The 20,331-nt window shown below is 68.8% G+C and carries 17 protein-coding genes, 1 tRNA gene and 1 pseudogene; 7 read left to right on the top strand and 12 right to left on the bottom strand.

All coding sequences use genetic code 11. The features are described from left to right. Positions 1-204 (bottom strand): hypothetical protein (locus ACM2XV_RS03990; protein ID WP_487026039.1); only part of this gene is annotated, 204 nt, incomplete at its 3' end. Positions 205-596: 392 nt separating this feature from the next. Between ACM2XV_RS03990 and acs the strand changes: the two genes are divergently transcribed. Next, positions 597-2,570: an acetate--CoA ligase gene (acs, locus tag ACM2XV_RS03995; protein ID WP_344774811.1), complete on the top strand. Its 1,974-nt coding sequence runs from the start codon at positions 597-599 to the stop codon at positions 2,568-2,570. A 435-nt stretch (positions 2,571-3,005) separates the two neighbouring features. Here the strand turns inward: acs and ACM2XV_RS04000 are convergent, their stop codons facing one another. After that, positions 3,006-3,476: a RidA family protein gene (locus ACM2XV_RS04000; RefSeq protein WP_487026040.1), complete on the bottom strand. Its 471-nt coding sequence runs from the start codon at positions 3,474-3,476 to the stop codon at positions 3,006-3,008. Between the two features lie 3 nt (positions 3,477-3,479). Further along, the gene (sp36, locus tag ACM2XV_RS04005) at positions 3,480-3,638 is read right to left on the bottom strand and encodes a Sp36 family protein (protein ID WP_344774815.1); all 159 of its coding nucleotides are present in this window, start codon (positions 3,636-3,638) and stop codon (positions 3,480-3,482) included. An 87-nt stretch (positions 3,639-3,725) separates the two neighbouring features. Here sp36 and ACM2XV_RS04010 point away from each other — a divergent pair, with 87 nt between their 5' ends. From ACM2XV_RS04010 to ACM2XV_RS04030, 5 genes are all read left to right on the top strand, one after another. Continuing rightward, positions 3,726-6,458: a transglycosylase domain-containing protein gene (locus ACM2XV_RS04010; RefSeq protein WP_344774817.1), complete on the top strand. Its 2,733-nt coding sequence runs from the start codon at positions 3,726-3,728 to the stop codon at positions 6,456-6,458. 2 nt (positions 6,459-6,460) lie between these two features. Then, positions 6,461-7,402: a metallophosphoesterase gene (locus ACM2XV_RS04015; RefSeq protein ID WP_487026041.1), complete on the top strand. Its 942-nt coding sequence runs from the start codon at positions 6,461-6,463 to the stop codon at positions 7,400-7,402. A gap of 91 nt (positions 7,403-7,493) precedes the next feature. Then, a complete protein-coding gene (locus ACM2XV_RS04020; protein WP_487026042.1) occupies positions 7,494-9,875 on the top strand; it encodes a transglycosylase domain-containing protein in 2,382 nt (793 codons plus the stop codon). Positions 9,876-9,933: 58 nt separating this feature from the next. Beyond that, a tRNA-Pro gene (locus tag ACM2XV_RS04025) sits at positions 9,934-10,007 on the top strand. A gap of 176 nt (positions 10,008-10,183) precedes the next feature. Beyond that, the gene (locus ACM2XV_RS04030) at positions 10,184-10,633 is read left to right on the top strand and encodes a MarR family winged helix-turn-helix transcriptional regulator (RefSeq protein ID WP_487026043.1); all 450 of its coding nucleotides are present in this window, start codon (positions 10,184-10,186) and stop codon (positions 10,631-10,633) included. A 43-nt stretch (positions 10,634-10,676) separates the two neighbouring features. On the opposite strand, the gene ACM2XV_RS04035 is transcribed toward ACM2XV_RS04030, so the two are convergent. The 9 genes from ACM2XV_RS04035 to ACM2XV_RS04075 form a co-directional block, all read right to left on the bottom strand. Continuing rightward, positions 10,677-11,699: an LLM class flavin-dependent oxidoreductase gene (locus tag ACM2XV_RS04035; protein ID WP_487026044.1), complete on the bottom strand. Its 1,023-nt coding sequence runs from the start codon at positions 11,697-11,699 to the stop codon at positions 10,677-10,679. Between the two features lie 59 nt (positions 11,700-11,758). After that, positions 11,759-12,313 carry a hypothetical protein gene (locus ACM2XV_RS04040; protein ID WP_487026045.1) on the bottom strand — a complete coding sequence of 185 codons (555 nt, stop codon included), beginning with the start codon at positions 12,311-12,313 and terminating at the stop codon, positions 11,759-11,761. Between the two features lie 121 nt (positions 12,314-12,434). Then, a complete protein-coding gene (locus ACM2XV_RS04045; protein WP_487026046.1) occupies positions 12,435-13,049 on the bottom strand; it encodes a hypothetical protein in 615 nt (204 codons plus the stop codon). A 169-nt stretch (positions 13,050-13,218) separates the two neighbouring features. After that, a complete protein-coding gene (locus ACM2XV_RS04050) occupies positions 13,219-13,386 on the bottom strand; it encodes a hypothetical protein (RefSeq protein WP_487026047.1) in 168 nt (55 codons plus the stop codon). After that, a complete protein-coding gene (locus ACM2XV_RS04055) occupies positions 13,383-15,203 on the bottom strand; it encodes a DUF4012 domain-containing protein (RefSeq protein ID WP_487026048.1) in 1,821 nt (606 codons plus the stop codon). Before ACM2XV_RS04055 ends, ACM2XV_RS04050 begins: the two co-directional genes overlap by 4 nt. A 104-nt stretch (positions 15,204-15,307) precedes the next feature. Continuing rightward, positions 15,308-16,051, bottom strand: a complete 744-nt coding sequence (locus ACM2XV_RS04060) for a hypothetical protein (RefSeq protein ID WP_344774837.1) — start codon at positions 16,049-16,051, stop codon at positions 15,308-15,310. A gap of 193 nt (positions 16,052-16,244) precedes the next feature. Next, positions 16,245-17,966 carry an ATP-binding cassette domain-containing protein gene (locus ACM2XV_RS04065; protein WP_344774839.1) on the bottom strand — a complete coding sequence of 574 codons (1,722 nt, stop codon included), beginning with the start codon at positions 17,964-17,966 and terminating at the stop codon, positions 16,245-16,247. Between the two features lie 12 nt (positions 17,967-17,978). Beyond that, positions 17,979-18,860: a hypothetical protein gene (locus ACM2XV_RS04070; RefSeq protein WP_487026049.1), complete on the bottom strand. Its 882-nt coding sequence runs from the start codon at positions 18,858-18,860 to the stop codon at positions 17,979-17,981. Then, on the bottom strand, positions 18,860-19,912 hold the full coding sequence (locus ACM2XV_RS04075) for a polysaccharide pyruvyl transferase family protein (protein WP_487026050.1): 1,053 nt from the start codon (positions 19,910-19,912) through the stop codon (positions 18,860-18,862). The genes ACM2XV_RS04070 and ACM2XV_RS04075 overlap by 1 nt, the downstream gene beginning before the upstream one ends. A 218-nt stretch (positions 19,913-20,130) precedes the next feature. Here ACM2XV_RS04075 and ACM2XV_RS04080 point away from each other — a divergent pair. Then, positions 20,131-20,331: pseudogene (locus tag ACM2XV_RS04080) on the top strand (hypothetical protein); the annotation flags it as partial.

Raw genomic sequence — 20,331 nt, forward strand, 5'->3', positions numbered from 1 at the left:
TCTCGCATCCGGCGCCCGCCCCCGCGGCGTCACGACGACGGCGGGCGGGAAGGGCGGCGGCCCGACCGCTCCCCCGGCCCCGCCCCGCGCCTTGCTCGATTCCAGGGGCGTCGCCGTCGGGCCGCCGCGCGACCGGGCACTCGAATCGCCCCGCCGCGGAACGAAGGGGCCGGGCGAGGCTGAGGGTGCGAATCCATCGGTCACGCGAGCACGCTACGAAGAGCGGCGGGCGCGGCGTGCACCCGCGCGCTCCGATCCGTGGACGAGGCATCCGCCACTCGCCCTGTGAGCGGGAAGAGGTGCCGCACGCTTCGCCTTGACGGCCGCGCGCGCGTCGCCCGAGCAGATCGCCCGTTAAACAGAAGGGGGCGGCACCAATTGGGGGGAACTGGTGCCGCCACAGCGACGCGATAGTTGGGGGGAACCACGCACGCCGCGAGCTCGTTGACCGAGCCAGGATCAGTGTACGCGATAGCGCACCGCGCGCAACTTATTCAATCGTCGAGGTTCGGCCGTGGGGTGGCGTAGGGTCAAAACCGTCGTGCCCTGGCGGCATCCCGACGGCCCACACCTGTCTCGCAAAGGAGCGAATTCGCATGGTCGACACCATCGACAACCTGCTGCACGAATCCCGCCGCTTTCCGCCCGACGAGGCATTCAGCGCACATGCGGTCGCGACCCCGGCGCTCTACGAGGAAGCCGCGAAAGACCGTCTGGCCTTCTGGGCCGCGCAGTCGCGCGAGCTGCTCCACTGGTCGAAGCCCTTCACCCGCACCCTCGACTGGTCGAACGCCCCCTTCGCCAAGTGGTTCGACGACGGCGAGCTCAATGTCGCCTACAACTGCCTCGACCGGCACGTGCTGGCGGGCAACGGCGACCGGGTCGCCCTCTACTGGGAAGGCGAGCCGGGCGACAGCCGTGCCATCACCTACGCCGAGCTCACCGCAGAGGTGAAGAAGGCGGCGAACCTGCTGACCGCGCTCGGCGTCGAAGCCGGCGACCGGGTCGCGATCTACCTGCCGATGATCCCCGAGGCGATCGTCGCCATGCTGGCCGTGGCGCGCATCGGCGCCGTGCACTCCGTGGTGTTCGGCGGCTTCTCAGCCGAGAGCCTGCGCGCCCGCATCGACGACGCCCAGGCGAAGCTCGTCATCACCGCCGACGGCGGCTGGCGCAAGGGCAAGGTCGCGCCGCTCAAGCCCGCGGTCGACGAGGCCATCGCCCTCGATCACGGCGACGGTCCTGCGGCATCCGTCGAGCACGTGCTCGTCATCAAGCGCGGCGAGAACGATGTCGAGTGGACGCCCGGCCGCGACCTGTGGTGGCACGACGAGATCGCGCAGGTCTCCGACGAGCACACGGCGAAGCCGTTCCCCGCCGAGCATCCCCTGTTCATCCTCTACACGAGCGGCACCACCGGGAAGCCGAAGGGCATTCTGCACACGAGCGGCGGGTACCTGACGCAGGCCGCCTACACGCACAAGAACGTCTTCGATCTGCACCCCGAGAGCGACGTCTACTGGTCGACCGCCGACATCGGCTGGATCACGGGGCACACCTACGTCGTGTACGGGCCTCTCGCGAACGGCGCCACCGAGGTGATCTACGAGGGAACGCCCGAGACCCCCGGGCCCGGCCGCTGGTGGGACATCATCGAGAAGTACAAGGTGTCGCTGTTCTACGCGGCGCCGACCGCGATCCGCGGATTCATGAAGCAGGGCCGCCAGATCCCTCAGGCCCGCGACCTCTCGTCGTTGCGGCTGCTCGGCTCGGTCGGCGAGCCGATCAACCCCGAGGCGTGGATCTGGTACCGGGAGATCATCGGCGCCGGCCGCACCCCCGTCGTCGACACGTGGTGGCAGACCGAGACGGGCGCGATCATGGTCAGCGCGCTGCCCGGCATCACGACGCTGAAGCCGGGCTCCGCGCAGGTCCCGCTTCCCGGCATCTCGGTCGATGTGGTGACGGATGCCGGTGAGCCGGTCGGCCCCGACGAGGGCGGTCTCCTCGTGATCACCGAGCCGTGGCCGTCGATGGCCCGCGGCATCTGGGGCGACCCCGACCGCTTCATCTCCACCTACTGGGAGATGTTCCGCGACAAGGGCTACTACTTCGCCGGCGACGGCGCCCGGAAGGACAAGGACGGCGAGATCTGGCTGCTCGGGCGCGTCGACGATGTGATGAACGTGTCCGGGCACCGTCTCTCGACCGCCGAGATCGAGTCGGCGCTGGTCGCCCACCCGCTCACGGCCGAGGCCGCGGTGGTCGGGGCGGCCGACGACACCACCGGTCAGGCGGTCGTGGCGTTCGTGATCATCAAGGACTCGCAGCGCGCGAACACGGGCACGCCCGACGAGGTCGCGGTCGCCCTGCGCAACCATGTCGCCCAGCAGATCGGCCCCATCGCCCGGCCGCGGCAGGTCTTCGTGGTCAACGAGCTGCCGAAGACGCGCTCGGGGAAGATCATGCGGCGCCTGCTGCGCGACGTGGCCGAGGGCCGCGAGGTCGGCGACACGACGACGCTCGCCGACACGGCGGTGATGCAGGTCATCGCGACGGCGGTGAAGTAGGCGGCGCGCCCCGAGCCGCCGTCACCGGTGCCGGCGAGGCGCCGGCCTCGGGCGATGCCTCGCCGGCACTTGAACGAGGGAACCATTTTTCGCAACGAGAGAACCCTCTTTCGCAACGAGGGAACCAATGGTGCTCAGCGCGAACCGTTGGTGCTCAGCGCGAACCGTTGGTGCTCAGCGCGAACCGTTGGTGCTCAGCGCGAACCGTTGGTGCTCAGCGCGAACCGTTGGTGCTCAGCGCGAACCAACGGTGCTGTCGTTCAAGCGCGCCGAGAGGGACATGTCGGCCCGGAACCGACGCAGCGGATCCCTGCCCCGGCGCACGTCCCTCAAGATCCCAAAGGTGGCTTGAGCGTCAAACGCGGTGTCGTCATCGACGTGCGGCCCGGCGGACACGGGACGCGGCCGGCGCGCAGGGGGCGCGCAGCGCAGAGCTCAGGCGAACTCCAGAATCAGTTCGACCTCGACCGGGGAATCGAGCGGCAGCACCGCCACCCCCACCGCAGAGCGCGCGTGCGCTCCGATCTCGGGCCCGAACACCTCGCCCAGCAGCTCGGAGGCGCCGTTGATGACCCCCGGCTGGCCGGTGAAAGAAGGGTCGGATGCCACGAACCCGACGACCTTCACCACGCGGGTGACCCGGTCGAGCGACCCGAGCACCGAGCGGGCGGCGGCAAGCGCGTTGATGGCGGAAAGTCGCGCGTAGCCCGCGGCGTCGGAAGCGGGGACGAGCCCGTGCCCCTCGCCGACCTTGCCCGTCGCGGGAAGCTCGCCGGAGACGAACGGCAACTGGCCGGCCGTGTAGACGTATGAGCCCGAGATGAGGGCCGGAACGTAGGCGCCGGCGGGGGCCGGAACGTCGGGAAGGGAAATCCCGAGGGACTCGAGACGCGATTCGGCGGACACCGCTCAGCCCTCAGCGACCGGCCGCTTGAAGAACGCGATCATGCCGCCTTCGGCGCCGGTGACGACCTGCACGAGCTCCCAGCCCTCTGAGCCCCAGTTGTTCAGGATCGCGGTCTCGCGGTGCAGCAGAAGGGGCGTGGTGACGTACTCCCAGCGGGGCAATTGATCTCCTGACGGGTTGACCGAGAAAGCGGCGCAGACACGCCCGAGCAAGCCGGTTGCCAGGTTCGCGCCTGTAACCTGCATCCTATGTCTGCCCGAAAACTCACTGCCAGAGGTGTGATCGGTGGGCTGCTCGGTTTCGTCGCCATGAGTGCGATCGGCGGGCTGCTCGTCGCCGCAGCGGTCACCCCTGCCGTCGCAGTGACCGGCATGGCCGCGAACAACAGCATCGGCGTGTTCCAGGGCCTGCCCGAGTATCTCAAGATCGACCCGCTCGCGACGCGTTCGACGATGTACGCCACGAAGGACGGCAAGGCGGTCCCGATCGCGACCTTCTACTCGCAGAACCGCATCGTCGACTCCTGGAACCAGATCAACCAGGTCGTGAAGGACGCCGCGGTCAGCACTGAGGACCCACGCTTCTACTCCCACGGCGCGATCGACGTCGAGGGCACGACCCGTGCGCTCGCCAACGACCTGCTGAACAAGGGCGGCAACACCCAGGGCGGCTCGTCGATCACGCAGCAGTACGTGAAGAACGTCCGCCTGCAGACCTGTGAGAAGTACAACGTCGTGGCGGATGCCACGGCCACGCAGACCGCCGAGCAGGCGCAGGCCGCGATGAAGGCCAAGTACCAGGCCTGCTACAACTCCTACACCGACGCCGACGGTCTCGACGGCATCTCGCGCAAGGTGCAGGAGATGAAGCTCGCGATCGGCGTCGAGAAGAAGTACAGCAAGCAGCAGATCCTGCTCGGCTACCTCAACATCGCCGGCTTCGGCGGCCAGGTCTACGGCATCGAGTCGGCCGCGCGCTACTACTTCAACACGACGGCGGCGAAGCTCAACCTGCCGCAGGCCGCGACGCTGATCGCCATCGTGAACAACCCGAACAACCTGCGCATCGACGTGCCGAACAGCACGGCCAACGGCGCGAAGAACGGGTACAAGCAGACCCTCGACCGGCGCAACTACGTGCTGCGCTCGATGCTCAAGGCCAAGACGATCACTCAGCAGCAGTACGACGCCGCGGTCAAGACCAAGATCGAGCCGCACATCACGCCGCAGGCATCCGGCTGCGCCCAGGCCGCCAGCCAGGACGCGGCGTTCTACTGCAACGCCGTGATGGCCGAGATGCGCACCAACACCGTCTTCGGCAAGACGCAGGACGAGCGCGACGCCCTGCTCAACCACGGCGGACTCAAGATCTACACGGCGCTGAACCTCAACCTGCAGCAGACGGCGCAGCAGTCGATCAACGCGTACATCCCGGCGAGTCGTGGCGACCTCGACCTCGGCTCGGCCGACGTCTCGGTCGAGCTGAACACCGGGCGCGTGGTGCTCGCGGTGCAGAACCGGCCCTACAACACGACGAACAAGCCGCAGCCCGACTCCACGACCGTCGCCTACCCCTTCGACTACGTCCATGGCGGGTCGAGCGGGTTCCAGACCGGTTCGACCTACAAGGCGTTCAGCCTCATCGAGTGGCTCAAGACGGGCCACGCCCTCAACGACGTCGTGAATGCGCCGCTGAACAAGACGACCCTCGCCCAGTCGAGCTTCCACGGCTCGTGCGACAGCTACGGCGGCGTGTGGAACGTCGGCAACGACGCCGCCGGAGAGGGCGGCCCGATGTCGGTCATGAAGGCCACGGCGCTCTCGGTCAACACCGCCTTCGCGGTCATGGGCCAGCAGTTCGACCTGTGCCAGATGCGCGACGACGCGAAGGCGCTCGGCGTGAAGCCCGCCTACCCCTACGAGCAGACGTACAACTCGAAGGGCCAGCTCGTGAACGTCACCGACGCGAACGGCAAGCCCGTGGCCTCGCAGCTCGCGACCAACCCCGCCTCGATCCTCGGCACGAACTACATCGCGCCGGTCGACATGGCGGTCGCCTACGCCGGCCTCGCGAACGGCGGCAAGACGTGCTCTCCGGTCTACATCGACAAGGTGACGGATGCCTCGGGCAAGTCGCTGCCGGTGCCGAAGACCACCTGCACCCAGGCCATCGACCCGAAGATCGCCGCAGGCGTCACCTACGCCCTCGAGAACGGCCCGCTGGTCTCGGGCCCGAACGGGCAGGGCACCGGTGTCCTCGCGAACCCGGGTGACGGCGTCCCGATCATGGGCAAGACCGGAACCACCGACAAGTCGGTGCAGAACTGGCTCGTGACCTCGACCACCAAGGTCGCGAACGCGGTCTGGGTCGGCAACGTGCAAGGCTCCACGAGCTTCCAGAACCTGTACTTCCCGGGCCCTGCCGGCAACGTCTGGGGCCGGAACGTGAAGTTCTACGAGGTCAAGCCCATCCTCCAGGCACTGAACGCGACCTACCACGGCGACGCGTTCCCCGCGCCCGACTCGAAGACGGTCACGGGGCCGCAGATCACGGTGCCCGACCTCACCGGCAAGTCGGTCGACGAGGCGAAGTCGGTGCTCGCGGGCCTCGGCTTCACCTACCAGGACGGCGGGTCGCAGAAGTCCGACCAGGCCCAGGGCAGCGTGGCGGGCACGGACCCGCCGGCGAACACCAAGCTGAGCAAGGGCTCTGCCGTGAAGGTGTTCACCTCCGATGGCAGCCAGTCCAAGGTGCCGAACGTGGTGGGCAAGAAGCTCTCGGATGCGGTCGCGACGCTCATGGGGGCCGGGTTCGTGCCGCAGGTGCCGGGTGGGGTGACCGACCCGAACGCCACGGTGAAGAGCCAGGACCCCGGGGCCGACAGCGCGGCCGACAAGGGCGCGAAGATCAAGCTCACCGTCAACGCGAGCTCCACCAAGCAGGGGTCCAAACCGGGCGGCAAGACGAACGGCGGCCACTGACCGTGGCCAAGGGAGCACTGCGCGCGACCGGCGCCGCCGCACTCGCGGTCGGCGCCGTCGGCGCGGCATCCCTCGCCTACGCCTCGCTCATCGAGCGCAAGCAGTTCACGCTGCGCGAGTACACGGTGCCGGCGCTGCCCGCAGGCGCCGAGCCGATCCGGGTGCTCCACCTCTCCGACCTGCACATGGCCCCGTGGCAGCGCGAGAAGCAGCTCTGGGTCTCGCAGCTCGCGCAGCTGCAGCCCGACCTGATCGTCGACACCGGTGACAACCTCGGCCACCCCGACGGCCTCGACGGAATCCGAGCCGCGCTCGAGCCATTCCGGCGCACACCCGGCGTCTACGTATGGGGCTCGAACGACTACTTCGGGCCGAAGCCGCGGAATCCGCTGCGGTACTTCACGGGCCCGAGCAAGCTGCACAACGAGCCGCCGACGCTCGACATCGCCGGGCTCAAGGCGTATCTCGACGGCCTCGGCCTCACCGAGCTCAACAACACGGCGGCGTCTCTCGAGATCAAGGGCACGCGTCTCGCGCTGTTCGGCGTCGATGACCCGCACCGCGAGTTCGACCGACTCGAGGTGATGGCGGATGCCCTGGCCGCCCTTCCCGAGCACGAGCAGCCCGCCGTGCGCATCGGCGTCGCCCACGCGCCCTACCAGCGGGTGCTCGACGACTTCGTCGACCGCGGTGCGAAGCTGATCTTCGCGGGCCACACGCACGGCGGGCAGGTCTGCGTGCCGGGCTACGGAGCGCTCGTCACGAACTGCGACATCCCCCGCCGGCAGGTCAAGGGTCTCAGCATGTGGCGGCACTCGCTACGCGCCGCGTATCTGCACGTCAGCGCCGGCCTCGGAACCTCGATCTACGCACCCGTGCGCTTCGCATGCCGGCCTGAGGCGAGTCTCATCACGCTCGTGCCCGAGGGTCGGGCATCCGTCTAGATCACGCGCTTGCGCAACGCATTCGGAACGTTCAGTTCGCATGCGGCGGGCCTCTAGGGAGTCTTTGATTCGCCCGGGCTAGCCTGAAATCGTGTCATTGTCTGGGTCGGAACCGGGTCGTCGGAGCAAGCTGCTCAAGGCGCTGAGCGCATTCCTGGGCATGAGCGTCATCGCGGGAGTGCTCGTGGGCATTCTCGTCGCCCCCGCGGCGATCGCCGGCACGACCGTGACGAAGTCGGGCATCGAGTCGTTCAACTCCCTGCCCGACTATCTCAAGATCGAGGCGCCCGACCAGTACACGACCTTCTACGCGACGCAGGGCGGTCAGCCCGTGAAGATCGCGCAGTTCTACTACCAGAACCGCATCGACGTGAAGTGGGACCAGGTCTCTCAGTCCGTCAAGGACGCGGCGGTCGCCACCGAGGACCCGCGCTTCTACACCGAGGGCGGGGTCGATGTGCTCGGCATCCTGCGCGGTGCGGCGAGCACCGTCTCCGGCAACGGAACGCAGGGCGGCTCGTCCATCACGCAGCAGTACGTGAAGAACGTGCTGGTGCAGCGCTGCGAGGCCGACTACCCGGTCGACGCGAACGCGCCCGACAAGACGCGCACCGCTCAGCAGAAGAAGCTGAACCAGTGCTATCAGGATGCCGCGGGCGTCTCGATCCCCCGAAAGATCCAAGAGATCCGCTATGCGACGGGCGTCTCGAAGCAGTACTCCAAGCAGCAGATCCTGCTCGGCTACCTGAACCTCGTCGGGTTCGGCGGCCAGGTCTACGGCGTCGAGGCCGCGGCCCGCTACTACTTCAACACCACCGCGGCGAAGCTCGACCTCAACCAGTCCGCGACCCTCGTCGCAATCCTGAACAACCCGGCGAACCTGCGCATCGACCAGAACGAGAAGGAGAACCCGGGCAATAACGCCAAGGACGGCTTCAAGGCGACGAAGGAGCGGCGCGACTACGTGCTCGACCGCATGGTCAAGAACGGCAAGATCACGCAGAAGCAGGCCGACGAGACGAAGAAGCAGCCGATCAAGCCGACGATTACGCCGACCCCGACCGGCTGCACCTCGGCACAGCAATCCGATGCGGGCTTCTTCTGCGACTACGTCCAAGACGTCATCCTGAACGACTCGACGTTCGGCAAGACACCCGCCGATCGGCAGCGCTTCTTCCGCCGCGGCGGCATCAACGTCTACACGACGCTCAACCTCGACCTTCAGAGCACGGCGCAGGCATCCATCGACGAGTACATTCCGCACTCGACCGGCGACCCGGCCTTCAACCTGGGCGCCTCGAACGTCTCGATGGAGGTCGGCACGGGCCGTGTTGTGACGATGGTGCAGAACAAGACCTACACCGACGGTGCCACCAGCGACCCCGGTGCAACGGCCGTGAACTTCAACACCCCATTCGAATACGGCGGCTCGAGCGGATTCCAGACGGGGTCGTCCTTCAAGCCCTTCGTGCTCGCCGAATGGCTCGAGAAGGGCTACACGCTCAACCAGAGCGTCAACGGTGTGAGCAACTACTTCAACTACGCGGACTTCCAGACCACCTGTGGATCGACTCAGCCGTACGGCTCTGGCACGTTCAAAGTGCAGAACGACGCCTCGTGGGAGAACGGCGTGAGGTCGGTGCTGTACGGCACTGAGCAGTCGATCAACACGATCTATATGGCGATGGCCGAGAAGCTGAATCTCTGCGATGTCCACAAGCTCGCTCAGTCGATGGGTGTCGACGTCGCGAACCCGAACAACAAGTGGCAGCTCGTCCCGACGAGTGCGATCGGCGTCAACTCGGTGTCGCCCATCCAGATGGCGCAGGCCTACGCCGCTTTCGCCAACGGCGGCGTCACCTGCACGCCCGTCGTCATCGACAAGATCACCCGCACCGACGACGGGTCAAGTCTGGCGGTGCCGAAGACGAAGTGCACGCAGGCTATCCCGAAGGACATCGCGGATGCCGTTATCTATGCCCTCAAGACGGTGATGACCGGCGGCACAGGTGTGATCGCGAACCCGCACGACGGGGTCCCGCTGTTCGGCAAGACCGGCACCTCCGACAGCGCGCTGCAGAACTGGATCGTCACGTCGACCTCGAAGGTCGCTCAGGCGACGTGGGTCGGCAACCTGGACCAGAACCCCGGAACGAGCCTGCGCCGCGAGCACTTCGTCGGCACGACAAACGGGAAGTGGATCTCGGGCGGTGACGCGAAGCTCTGGGTCGCCCAGCCGATCATCGCAGCACTCAACGCCCAGTACGGCGGCGAGGACTGGGACGCTCCCCCGACGAGCATGATCTACGGCAGCAACTACTACCAGCGCCCCGCCACGCAGGCGCCGACCGCGCCGACGACTCCGGCGACGCCGAGCACGCCGCAGCAGACGCAGCAGCCGACTCAGCCGCCCCAGACCACGCAGCCGACGCAACCTCCGGCGTCGACCGCTCCGGCGACGCCGAGTGGCTGAGCCCTCGGTTCGAACCCCCGTCGCGAATCAGGTAGACTGGCTGAAGCCTTAGGGCCATCGGGGTGTGGCGCAGTTTGGTAGCGCGCTTCGTTCGGGACGAAGAGGTCGTGGGTTCAAATCCCGCTACCCCGACGGTGTGATGTCTTAGGACATCGGAAGCCCCCTCCATCACGGAGGGGGCTTCCTTTTGTTTCCGGGCGCGCGTTGCGGCATCCACTTGCTGCGTTACAACGAAACGCCCCGTTTGCGGCTGACGGATCGGGCGGATGCGTGATGCATCACACCCGTGCACGCACTAGGTTCGTGCCATGGCACGGCCCAAGGCATCGCGAGCACAGTTGCTCGACACGATCTTCGAAGAGATCAACGTGGTCACTCGACGCGGCACGGCCCGCGCCCGGCGTCTGGCGGCCCCGCTCAGCTACGTCGAGCACTCGCTGCTGCAGTTCATCGGCGCGACCCAGGGCTGCCGCGCCACCGACATCGCCAGCTCGTTCCACCTGAACCGCTCGACCGTCTCGCGCCAGGTGGCTTCGCTGCTCGAGCAGGGGCTCGTCGAGTACGCGCCGCGCAGCGAGGACGCGCACCACCGCGGTCGGGAACTGCGGCTCACCGACAACGGCAAGAGCCGTCTGAACTCTGCACGCGGCGAGCAGCGCAAGGCGTCTTTCGAACGCCTCGCAGACTGGAGCGACGACGAGCTGAAGACGTTCGCCCAGCTGCTCGACCGGTACAACTCGAAGGAGCCGAAGGTCTAGGGTGTCGCGCGAAGAGCGGACCCCGACGCGGTCGCAGAGCGAGCTACTCGACCGCCGGGCGCTGCAGCTCCTTCACGATCTCGAGGGAGCGCTTGCGGCCCTCGAGCGTCGCGCCGGCCGGCTGCACCATGAGCTCGTCGACGCCGGTCGACTCGAGCAGCGAGGCAAGCTGAGCGCGCACGACCTCGGGTGTGCCGATCGCCTGGCGCGCGTTGCGGTGCGCGATGAAGTCCTCTTCGAGGGGCGAGAACTCGTAGGCGAGCGCCTCGTCGACCGAGACGGGCGAGGGCTTCTGGCCCTGCCGCATCCGGATGAAGGTGATCGCGCCGGGCAGCATCTCACGCCGCACCGCCTCGGCCGAGTCATCCGAGATGACTGAGACCGCGACCATCGAATGCGGCGCCGCCAGGAATCCGCCTTCGCGGAACGAGTCGCGGTAGATCTCGAGCGCGCGCTCGGTGTTCTCGCCCGAGAAGTGATGCGCGAACGCGAACGGCAGCCCGAGCGTCCCGGCCAGCTCGGCCGAGAACCCCGACGAGCCGAGCAGCCAGATCTCGGGGGCGTCGCCGAGGCCGGGAACGGCGAGCAGCTGAGCCATCGGGTTGTTCGGCGACATGCCGTGGAAGAAGCCGATCAGGTCCATCAGCTCACGGGGGAAGGCCGAAGCGTCGAGACCTTCCTGTGTGCGGCGCAGCGCGAACGCGGTGACACCGTCGGTGCCCGGTGCGCGGCCGATGCCGAGGTCGATGCGGTCGCCGTAGAGCGCCCGCAAGGTGCCGAACTGCTCGGCGACGACGAGCGGGGCGTGGTTCGGCAGCATCACGCCGCCCGAGCCGACTCGCAGCTTCGAGGTGACCGCTGCGACCGCGCCGATCAGAATCGCGGGCGACGACGAGGCGATGCCCGGCATGCCGTGATGCTCGGCGAACCAGTACCTGCCGTACCCGAGCGCCTCGGCGTGCTTCGCCAGCTCGATCGAGCCGGCGACCGCGTCGGCGTTGGTCTGCCCGAACCCGCGCCAGGCGAGGTCGAGCACGTTCAGGGGCACGTCAGCGAGGGAAGTCATCTCTCATCGCAACGCAGGGACGGCGCGGTGGATTCCTGCCCGCGCCGCCCTGCCCGCGATCAGCGTGTGCGCCGACGCACTCTGACGCGCGAGACCACCCAGAGCGCGATGCCCGCGACGACGGTGGCGGCCGCTGCCGAGAGCACGCCCACGTCGATCGACGTGCCCGTGCGAGCCAGCAGGCCCGGGTCCGCGACGGCGGCCGTCGTGGCGGGGATCACGGTCACCACGCCGTAGGAGTAGTGACCGGTGCCCGGCTGCTTGACCGTGACGTTGTAGACCCCGCGGGTGTCGGCGCCGAAGTCGAGCTTGACGACGGCCCCTCCCCCGTCGCAGCTGCTCGTGAGCGAGCCCGTCAGCTGCGAAGCGGTGAACGCGGCGAAGGTCGGCGAGGGCGACTCGCTCGTGACGCTGATCTGCAGCGGCTCGCACGGGTCGAAAGTGCTGTCGGGCACGGCGTGATGCACCGAGGTATCCGGAACGATCGTGCGCTTCCAGCTATCGGGCTTGTACGGGGCGTAGGGCGCGGGCGCGGCGGCCGCACTGAGCGGGGCGGCGACCGCGAGAAGCGTTGCGGCAGCGGCGCCGACCAACGCGCGGGCAAGAAATGACATTCGGGTCTCATTCCAGGCTGTTGTGAGGTTTTCTCATTTTAGTCTGGCGTAGACCAAGGGGTATGCCCCGAGCGAGGGGTGCCCGCGATAGTCGAGCACCCCTCACTATTCTAGGTGCGAATCATGCGCGGTGTGCGGGAGAGCCGGTCTGTGCCGCCTCTGCCGCCGTCGCGCGACGGCGGCTCGCGGTTCGCATGACGAGGAACGCCGCCCCCAGAGCAGCGAGCCCGACCGCGGCCCACACCGTCGCGAGCGAGACGTAGGTCCCCGTCTGCGAGAGCATGTCGCCCCCGCCCGCGCTGGTCTCCGCCGCCGTCGCGGCGCCGGCCACCGGAATGGTGATCGCTGCGGTCGTCGTGCCGTCGGTCGCCACGACGGTGACGGCCGCACTGGCATCCGCCGGCATGGTCGCCGTGATGCTGGCGGCCCCCGCGCTGTCGGTCACCGTTGCGAGAGCCGGCGACTCGGCCGCGCGGAAGTCGGCGAGTGAGGTCGGCACGCTGCCCGCACTGGTGAAGTAGACCGTCAGGTCGTGCTGCGCGATGAAGATCGCGTTGAAGCGCACGGTGAACGTTCCGCCGGATGCCGTCGAGCCGACCACGGTGCCCGCGGCGGCACCCGTGATCGTCGGCGTTCCGGGCGGATAGGTCGACGCGGCGTTCGCCGCCATCGGTGCGGCGAGCGCTGCCGCTCCCGCTACCGCGAGCGCGGCGAGAGATTTCAGAACCCTGTTCATGCTCCTCCTTGCATCAGGTGCGCGCGCAGCACGCAGAGTGCTGCGGCGCGCGTACTCCCCAGGGAACAGCAACGGTCGCAGACCGGTCGGTGTCTGCGCATCGTGACAGGGCCAAGCTAGCCGCGCGCCCCGAACGGGGGACGCCCCTTGCGGAATCCGCCGCGAGGGCTTATCCGCGTGAGCGATGGCGGGCGGACGCGATGAGGAGCGCGATGACGCCGAGAAAGACGAGGATGCCCGCGAGCCAGACCACCCACATGGCGATGCTCGAGCCGGTCGACGCGAGGAACCCCGACGCGCTCGCCAGAGCGAGCGCGCGGCCCGGCATCCGGCTCATTTCACGACCTCGTCGCAGGCGAAGCTGCGCTTCGTGACCGACACAGGGTTGATCTGGGGCGTGATGTCGGCCGCGATACGGCCGCTCTTGCCCTTCTTCGGGTTGTAGACGAGGCGCACGGTCGAGCTCTGGCCCGGCTTCAGGTCGACGACGTACTGCGCGACGCTGCGGTCGCCGTCCTTGACGAATTTGACCGGCTCGGCAGCGCCGGTCGCGGTGACCGCGTTGCCGAACTCGACGTCGGGAGAGCCGTAGGTGCTCACCTGCGTGCGGATGGTGCCGACCGAGACACCATAGGTGCCGTCGCCGCTCACGTAGGCGGGAAGCTTCGCGGCCTGCTGCGCGGTGAGCCCGTTCGTGAGGGTGACCTGCAGCACGTACAGCGGGCCGACCGTGGAGCACACCGGCTGCCCCAGGGCCACCTTGGTGTGCAGGTAGTAGTCCATCTTCGACCCGGTGCCGTCGGCGAGGTAGACCCCGAAGCGCTGCTCACCGGGCCCCGACTTCGCGGGGCCCCCCGAGAGCGTCGTCTCGGCCAGGGTGGCGCGCTCCTTCGGTTCGGAGCTCCACACGTTGAGGCGGTGCTCGTCGCCGATGCGCGCGAACGCGCCGAGCATCGTCTGCGGGGCGAACTTGCCCTCGGCGAGCTTGGCGAAGATCGAGGCGGACGCCGCGTCGAAGAACGCGTCCTGCTGTTGCGGCTGGCTGAACCGGGAGTACACGTCGGAGAGCAGCGACCTGACCACGTTCTGCGCGGTGAGCTCGGTCGCAGCCGGCGTTCCCGGTGCCACGGTGACCGGGCCGGTCGCCTTGAGGATGTACTTGAGGGCGACCGGGTCGAGGCTCACGACGCCGCTGACCTGCTGGCCGAAGCGCTGCTGCCACATGGCCGCGGCGAGCTTCGCCGACTGGTCGAAGCGCGGCGTCAGGGTGACGTCCTGCATGTACTCGCCGGTGATCTCGCCGAACAGCTCATTGGTCGGGCCCGTGAGCTTCGTGATCGGAGAGTCGTACGGGCCGAAGCTGCCGCCTGAGTACTGGCCGTCGAAGGTGACCCTGCCGTGGTCGGCCGTGACGTGCACCACCGAGCCGGGGATGCCGCCGGAGGAGCGCAGCTCGGCGTTGTTGAGCACGAGCACGAGGTAGGTGCGCGGGCCGCTGTCGCCCAGCATGCCCGGCAGCAGCGTGGCCGCCTTGCTCGCGGCATCCGTGAAGGTCGAGACCTCGGCGATCTTCGACTTGTAATCGGCGACGGCGCCGGCCAGCGGGGCGATGACGCCGCGCGTCGAGACGGAGCGCGAGATGCGCGCGCCCGACTCCATGGCGGCGTCTGCCTTGGCGAGCGCCGGGGCCGCGGCGACGAGCGGTGCCACGTCGATCGCGCCGCCCTTCACACGGAACGTGTCGGCGCTGAGCTTGCCCGAGAGGCTCGCGACCGACTCGAGCCCGTTGTCGGCGATGGCCGCCGCGCTCGCAGACACGCCGCTGAGCGCGCGCAGGTTCGGGCCGGCCCACGGCGCCTTCTCGGCGAGGCGCCAGACAGGGTCGGAGGTGAGCGCGTGCGCCCTGTCGGCGTGGTCGCGCAGCTGGGCGACGCCTGCTGCGGCGCCCGCGGAATCGCCGCCGATGACGGCGGACTGGATGGTGCTCGCGACCGGCAGTGCCTGCCGCAGCTCCTTTGCTGCGAGCATTCCCCTCACCCCAACCCATGCGGTGATCGCAACGATGATGAGGAGCACGGCGGCGATCAGCCACCAGACCCAGGCCCGGCCGCCGTGGCTACGGCGTGCTCGGCGGTCGGCGGCGGCTGACGACATGCGCTCCATCTAAGCAGAGGGCCCTCGACGGGGCCCGCGCGGCCCTCGACAGTCTGATGGGGGCCGCCCCGGCATGCGGGGCGACCCCCATCAGCGTGAGGACGCTAGGCCTTGGCTCGATCCTTGCGGCGGACGACCGCCCGCATGGTCACGAAGCCGGCACCGAGGGCGACGAGCCCCACAGCACCCCAGACGGTTGCCAGCGAGATGTACGAACCGGTCGACGCGAGCGAGCCCGGGTCGGCGGCCGTCACCGAAGAGGCGCCCTTGGTGGTCGCAGCGCTCTTCGCAGCGTCAGCAGGGACCGTGACGCTCTGCGTCACGGAGGTGCCGGAGCTGTCGGTCACGGTGGCGTTCAGCGTCTGGCCGGCGAGGTCGGTGGCCCCGCTTGCCTTCAGCTGAGCGGTCAGCGACCCGTCAGCAGCCGCGGTACCGAGGTTGATGCTGCCCGACTCATCGGCAGTGAACGTGCCGAAGAACGAGAAGCCCCCGAAACCGGTGATGAGGATGTGGACTATCGAGCCCGGGTGGAACGTGTGAGCCGGGAAGGTGAACGGGAACCACCAGAATCCGCCCCACCAGAAGGGGTGCGGGTGGTGGTGGCCGGGCTTCGGCGGCTTCGTCGGCGGGTATGCCGGCTTGGTCGGCTTGGGCTGGTGGTGCGAAGCGCCCCACCCGATGCCGTGGTTCTTCCCATCGTTGTGGGAAAGCGCCACAGGAGCCGCGGCCGAGTTGACGGACACGGAGCTGGAGGTGGCGACCGGAGTCGCGCTCGCCGCGAGCGGAACGCCCAGTGCGAGTGCGGTTCCGACCGCGAGGGCCAGCGCCGTCTTTGCAATCTTGTGCATCTCTGTCCTATCCGCAGGTCGGTGTGGATTTGGGCAATGCGTTGGCGTGGGTTTTTCGTTTCTCCGTTCCCACTAGCGGATCGACCCGGAGGTCGGTCCGGACTCCTCCACGCTATCTAGGAATTTGATAAACGCAAGGCTTGTTTACCCGCCGGAAACATCCCTCGGATGGGGGACATGAGAGCCGCTCGGCTCAGGCGGTGACGGGTGCGGATTCCTGGCGCGTCAGCACCCCGTCCTCCATGCGGTAGCGCACATCGGTGAGGGCGAGGGTCGACGGCCGGTGGGTCACCATGACGATCAGCAGGTTCTCGCGCAGGCCGGCGATCGTGTCCATGATCGACTTCTCGGTGCTGGCATCCAGCGCGCTCGTCGGCTCATCGAGCACCAGCATCTGCGGGTTGAGCAGCAGACACCGGGCGAGCCCGATGCGCTGGCGCTGGCCGCCCGAGAGGTTGAGCCCCTCCTGCTCGACCACCGTGTCCAGCCCCTGCGGGAACGCCCTGCCGTCGAGCTCGAGCGCCGCGGCGAGCGCCGCCCGCTCGACCTGCTCGTCGCTCGCGTCGCGGTAGAACCGGATGTTGTCGGCGATGGTGCCGGGCACGAGCCTGACCTCCTGCGAGAGATAGGCGACCTGCGAGTACCAGTCGGCCTGGCGATACTCCTCGATGGGCGTCCCGTTGACGAGCACCTCGCCCGACGAGGGGTCGAGGGTGCGCATGATCAGCTTGAGCAGGGTCGTCTTCCCGCCGCCCGACGGCCCGACGATCGCGACGAACTGGCCCCGGCGCGCCTCGAAGTCGACGCCTGTGAACACGGGCGTGCCGTCCTCGTAGTCGAAGCCGACGCCCTCGAGCCGCAGCGTCTCGAGCCGCCCGAGGTGCCGCTCGCCCCACACCGCCGTGTCGGGGCCGAGCTCTGCGACCGTCTCGTCGACCATCTCGGCGTAGACCGACATCGCCTTCATGCTCTGCCGGGTGCCGAGCACCTGCTGCAGGTAGACGAGGCCGCGCACCAGCAACAGCGCCGTGATGGCGATGCCGCCGACCGCCGCGGGGGCGATGATCGCCACGACGCCGATGCACAGGAATCCGAGCAGCAGAGCCGAGTTCCGGAACACGATCGGCGTTCCCTGCTGCAGCGCACGACCGCGGCGCCACGACTCGGTCGCGTCGCGGGCGCCGTCGAGCGCGAGCGACTCGACGCGCCGGGCCACGCCGAAGACGCGGATCTCGATGAACATGCGCGTGTAGATCGCGAGGAAGCTCGAGTAGCCGCGCACCTGCAGCGCCCAGTTCCGGCTGGAGCGGGTGATCGCCGCGGTCACCGGCGCGAACGCCGCCCCGATGATCGCCGCCACGACGACGAGCGCCAGCGCGGTCCACGGGCTCGCGATGAACGCCGCCACGAGCAGCACGAAGAGGTTCGTCCAGGCGGCGGCGGACTGCCCGGTGAGGAATACGCCCTCTGCCATGCGGTTGGCGCCGTTGGCCGCGAGGTCCTGCACATGCCCGGCCGACATCTTGGTCTGCGCGACGACCGAGGACGAATAGAAGGCGCGCACGAGGCGCTCGCGCTCCATGTTCAGTTTGAGCGAGGCCGCCCGCATCATGAGCTGGCTCGAGATCAGCTGGAACGCGATCGACAGCAGCGCGCAGAGCGTGCCGATGAGCACCCCCTGCATGATCGTCAGATTGCCGAGCAGGGCCGACATGACGCCGCCGCTCGTCGAGCTCCTGGCGGCCGACCCGCCGGTCGCCTGCGTCGCGATCTGCACGATGAGGATCAGCAGGCCGGCCTCGAACAGCCCGCCCAGCCCGCTCAGCACCAGCACGATGGCGATGCGCGAGCGCGGGATGCCGCGCAGCAGGAGTCCGGCCGAGCCGCCCATGAGCTTTCCGATGCTCGTGATCATGTTCCCTCTCCCCTACGCCTTGGCCTGGCGCGCGAGCGCGCCCTTCGTGATGCGCGTCGCCCGGCTCAGGGCCGACTGCGCCGTGTACGCGAGCTCGCGCGGGTCGAGCGCGCGGCCGATGCTCGCCGAGGGGCTCGCGAGGCGGGGAATGCCGAAGTCGCGCACCACCCGGTCGCTGAGCGGTCGGGCGAGGCCGCGCAGGCCCTTGCCCGAGTGGTTCTCGCCGGTGTCGACGTGGTACACCGCGCCGTGGAACGGCAGCGGCTCGAGCGGGTAGCCGTGCTCGGCCAGCCACTCGCGCCCCTGGCGGTGTGCGCCGATGATGCGCTCGAGGCGCTCGCCGAAGGCCGCCGCCACCTCGTCCTGCGTTGCCGTCACCTCGAGGTCGTCGGGCACGCCGTATGCCTCCCACGCGACGATGTGGCAGGTGCCGCAGGTGCGATTGAAGTCGCGCTGCACGCGCCACGCCTGCCGGGTGCGCGAGTAGACGAGGCCCTCTTCGACGACCCAGCCGGGTGCGGTCGGGGCGCTCTTCGACAGCGCCGCGAGGCCCCGGTGCACGAAGTCGTCTGCGTCGAAGATCATGACGTGATCAGGCTGCACGGCACGCGCGGCGGCGAGCCCGATGCCGATCTTGGTGCCCTTGTCGCGCACGAAGGGGCCGAGGGCGAACCGCGGGCCCGAGGTCGCCACGGGCGGCGGGAAGTCGACGGGCACGAACGTGGTGCGGCGGGGAAGCTCGAAGTCAGGCATCCGATTGCCCACGACGAAGACCGCGAAATCGTCGCTCGTCTGCGCCGTGACGGAACCCAGTGTCTGCGCGAGCAGCTCTTCGACGTGCGCGTAGTCGGAGGAGTTGAGCGGGTGCCGCAGCGAGGTGATGAACGCCAGCATCAGCGCACCGCCCGTGCCCTGCCGAGCGCCTCGGCGGCGAGTTCGACCGCCTGCTGCGGCCGGTCCGCGTAGGACGCCGTGCTGAACCGGCTCGAGTAGTCGCGGTAGACGGCGCCGAGCTTGCCGTAGTTGTTGTCGAGCAGCACGTGGTCGAGATCGAGCAGCACCGCGAGGACGTGGGCGTGCAGGCGATCGACGATCGCGTAGCGGCGATCGCGGTAGAGGCGGATGCCGCCGCGGATGTTCGCCGCGTTGATCCACCGGAAGCTGGCGTTCACGAGCGGGCGCAGCAGCGGGCCGCGCACGAAGCGGTACTTGTGCGCCGCCCGCGGTACGAGCCGCGCGAGCCGCCACGACAGGGTGTCGAGCTCGGCGCTGGTCCAGTCGGCGACGTGCACCTCGGCGCCGATCTCGTCGGCCAGGTCGAGATCGCCGAGGCCGGAGGACCCCTCGTGGTCGGTGCGCGCGATCACGAGCACGGGCGCCGCGCCCGGGGCGGCTGCAGAGGCCCGCGTCGGAGCGCTCCAGCCGAGCGCCATGTCCCAGCAGTAGCGCCGACGCACATCGGGCAGCTGCGCCGCGGCGCGGCCCTCTGACTCGGAGTCGCGCACCAGCAGCGTGAAGTCGGGGTGGCCGCCCAGCACGGCGTTCGCGAGCGCCGCCTTCTCGGGCGACTCGAACCACACCGACTGCGGCAGCTGCACGATCTTCCGGTCGGGGAAGTCGCGCGCGACCTGCTCGCGGTGCTGCTGGTGCCCGTCCCACAGGTCGCCGAAGTTCCCGCCGCCGTGGATCAGGATGACGCCGTCGGGTGGAAGCGCGCGACGCAGCTCGGCCGCGTCGTAGGTGCGCCGGTCGGCGACGTAGGCGAGCCTCAGGCCGAGCGTGCGGAAGTATTCGAGCTCACCCACCCAGATCAGGGAATCGCCCACGTTGCGCTGATTGGGGGCGTCGAGCAGGGCGACGGTCGCGCCGTGCCCGATCGCCTCGGTGAGCACGGCGGTGGTGGCGGAGCGCAGCTCCGTCAGGGTTTCAAGGTCATCTGGGCGCACGGTGGCCTCCTAGGTTCCTTGACGACCGCGGGGCGCACGAGGGCCTCGAGATCGACAATGCGTGGTCGGACGCGTGGCTCAGTGTATACACGAGCCGTTGCAGCCACGTTTCCATATGGTGACTGGCGCACACGACACACTTGTCACCACAAAGAGGGGCACATTATCGTGGCCCGTAACCCCCGAGAGCCGACCACTCGCGGGGTGAGGGAGCAGTGGTGACGGCACAGCCTCAGGCACTTCCGCGCGTCCGCAACCGGGGCGACCGCACGACCGTGCACGGCGTGACCGTGTTCAGCTGGAATCCGCATCGGCCTCTGATCCCCGAGCGCCGCGGCAGCCGCCTCGTCGTTCCGCGCCGCATCGGGAACTTCGGCGATCTGCTCGGGCCGGTGATCGTGGCGGCGATGCTCGAGCGG

It is taken from the genome of Gryllotalpicola sp. CP2-P1, from assembly GCF_057512245.1.

Coding starts and splice junctions, on each gene's coding strand:
- acs (WP_344774811.1), top strand. CDS start 597: ATGGTCGACACCATCGACAACCTGCTGCACGAATCCCGCCGCTTTCCG.
- ACM2XV_RS04010 (WP_344774817.1), top strand. CDS start 3,726: ATGTCTGCCCGAAAACTCACTGCCAGAGGTGTGATCGGTGGGCTGCTC.
- ACM2XV_RS04030 (WP_487026043.1), top strand. CDS start 10,184: ATGGCACGGCCCAAGGCATCGCGAGCACAGTTGCTCGACACGATCTTC.
- ACM2XV_RS04035 (WP_487026044.1), bottom strand. CDS start 11,699: ATGACTTCCCTCGCTGACGTGCCCCTGAACGTGCTCGACCTCGCCTGG.
- ACM2XV_RS04040 (WP_487026045.1), bottom strand. CDS start 12,313: ATGTCATTTCTTGCCCGCGCGTTGGTCGGCGCCGCTGCCGCAACGCTT.
- ACM2XV_RS04045 (WP_487026046.1), bottom strand. CDS start 13,049: ATGAACAGGGTTCTGAAATCTCTCGCCGCGCTCGCGGTAGCGGGAGCG.
- ACM2XV_RS04050 (WP_487026047.1), bottom strand. CDS start 13,386: ATGAGCCGGATGCCGGGCCGCGCGCTCGCTCTGGCGAGCGCGTCGGGG.
- ACM2XV_RS04055 (WP_487026048.1), bottom strand. CDS start 15,203: ATGTCGTCAGCCGCCGCCGACCGCCGAGCACGCCGTAGCCACGGCGGC.
- ACM2XV_RS04060 (WP_344774837.1), bottom strand. CDS start 16,051: ATGCACAAGATTGCAAAGACGGCGCTGGCCCTCGCGGTCGGAACCGCA.
- ACM2XV_RS04065 (WP_344774839.1), bottom strand. CDS start 17,966: ATGATCACGAGCATCGGAAAGCTCATGGGCGGCTCGGCCGGACTCCTG.
- ACM2XV_RS04070 (WP_487026049.1), bottom strand. CDS start 18,860: ATGCTGGCGTTCATCACCTCGCTGCGGCACCCGCTCAACTCCTCCGAC.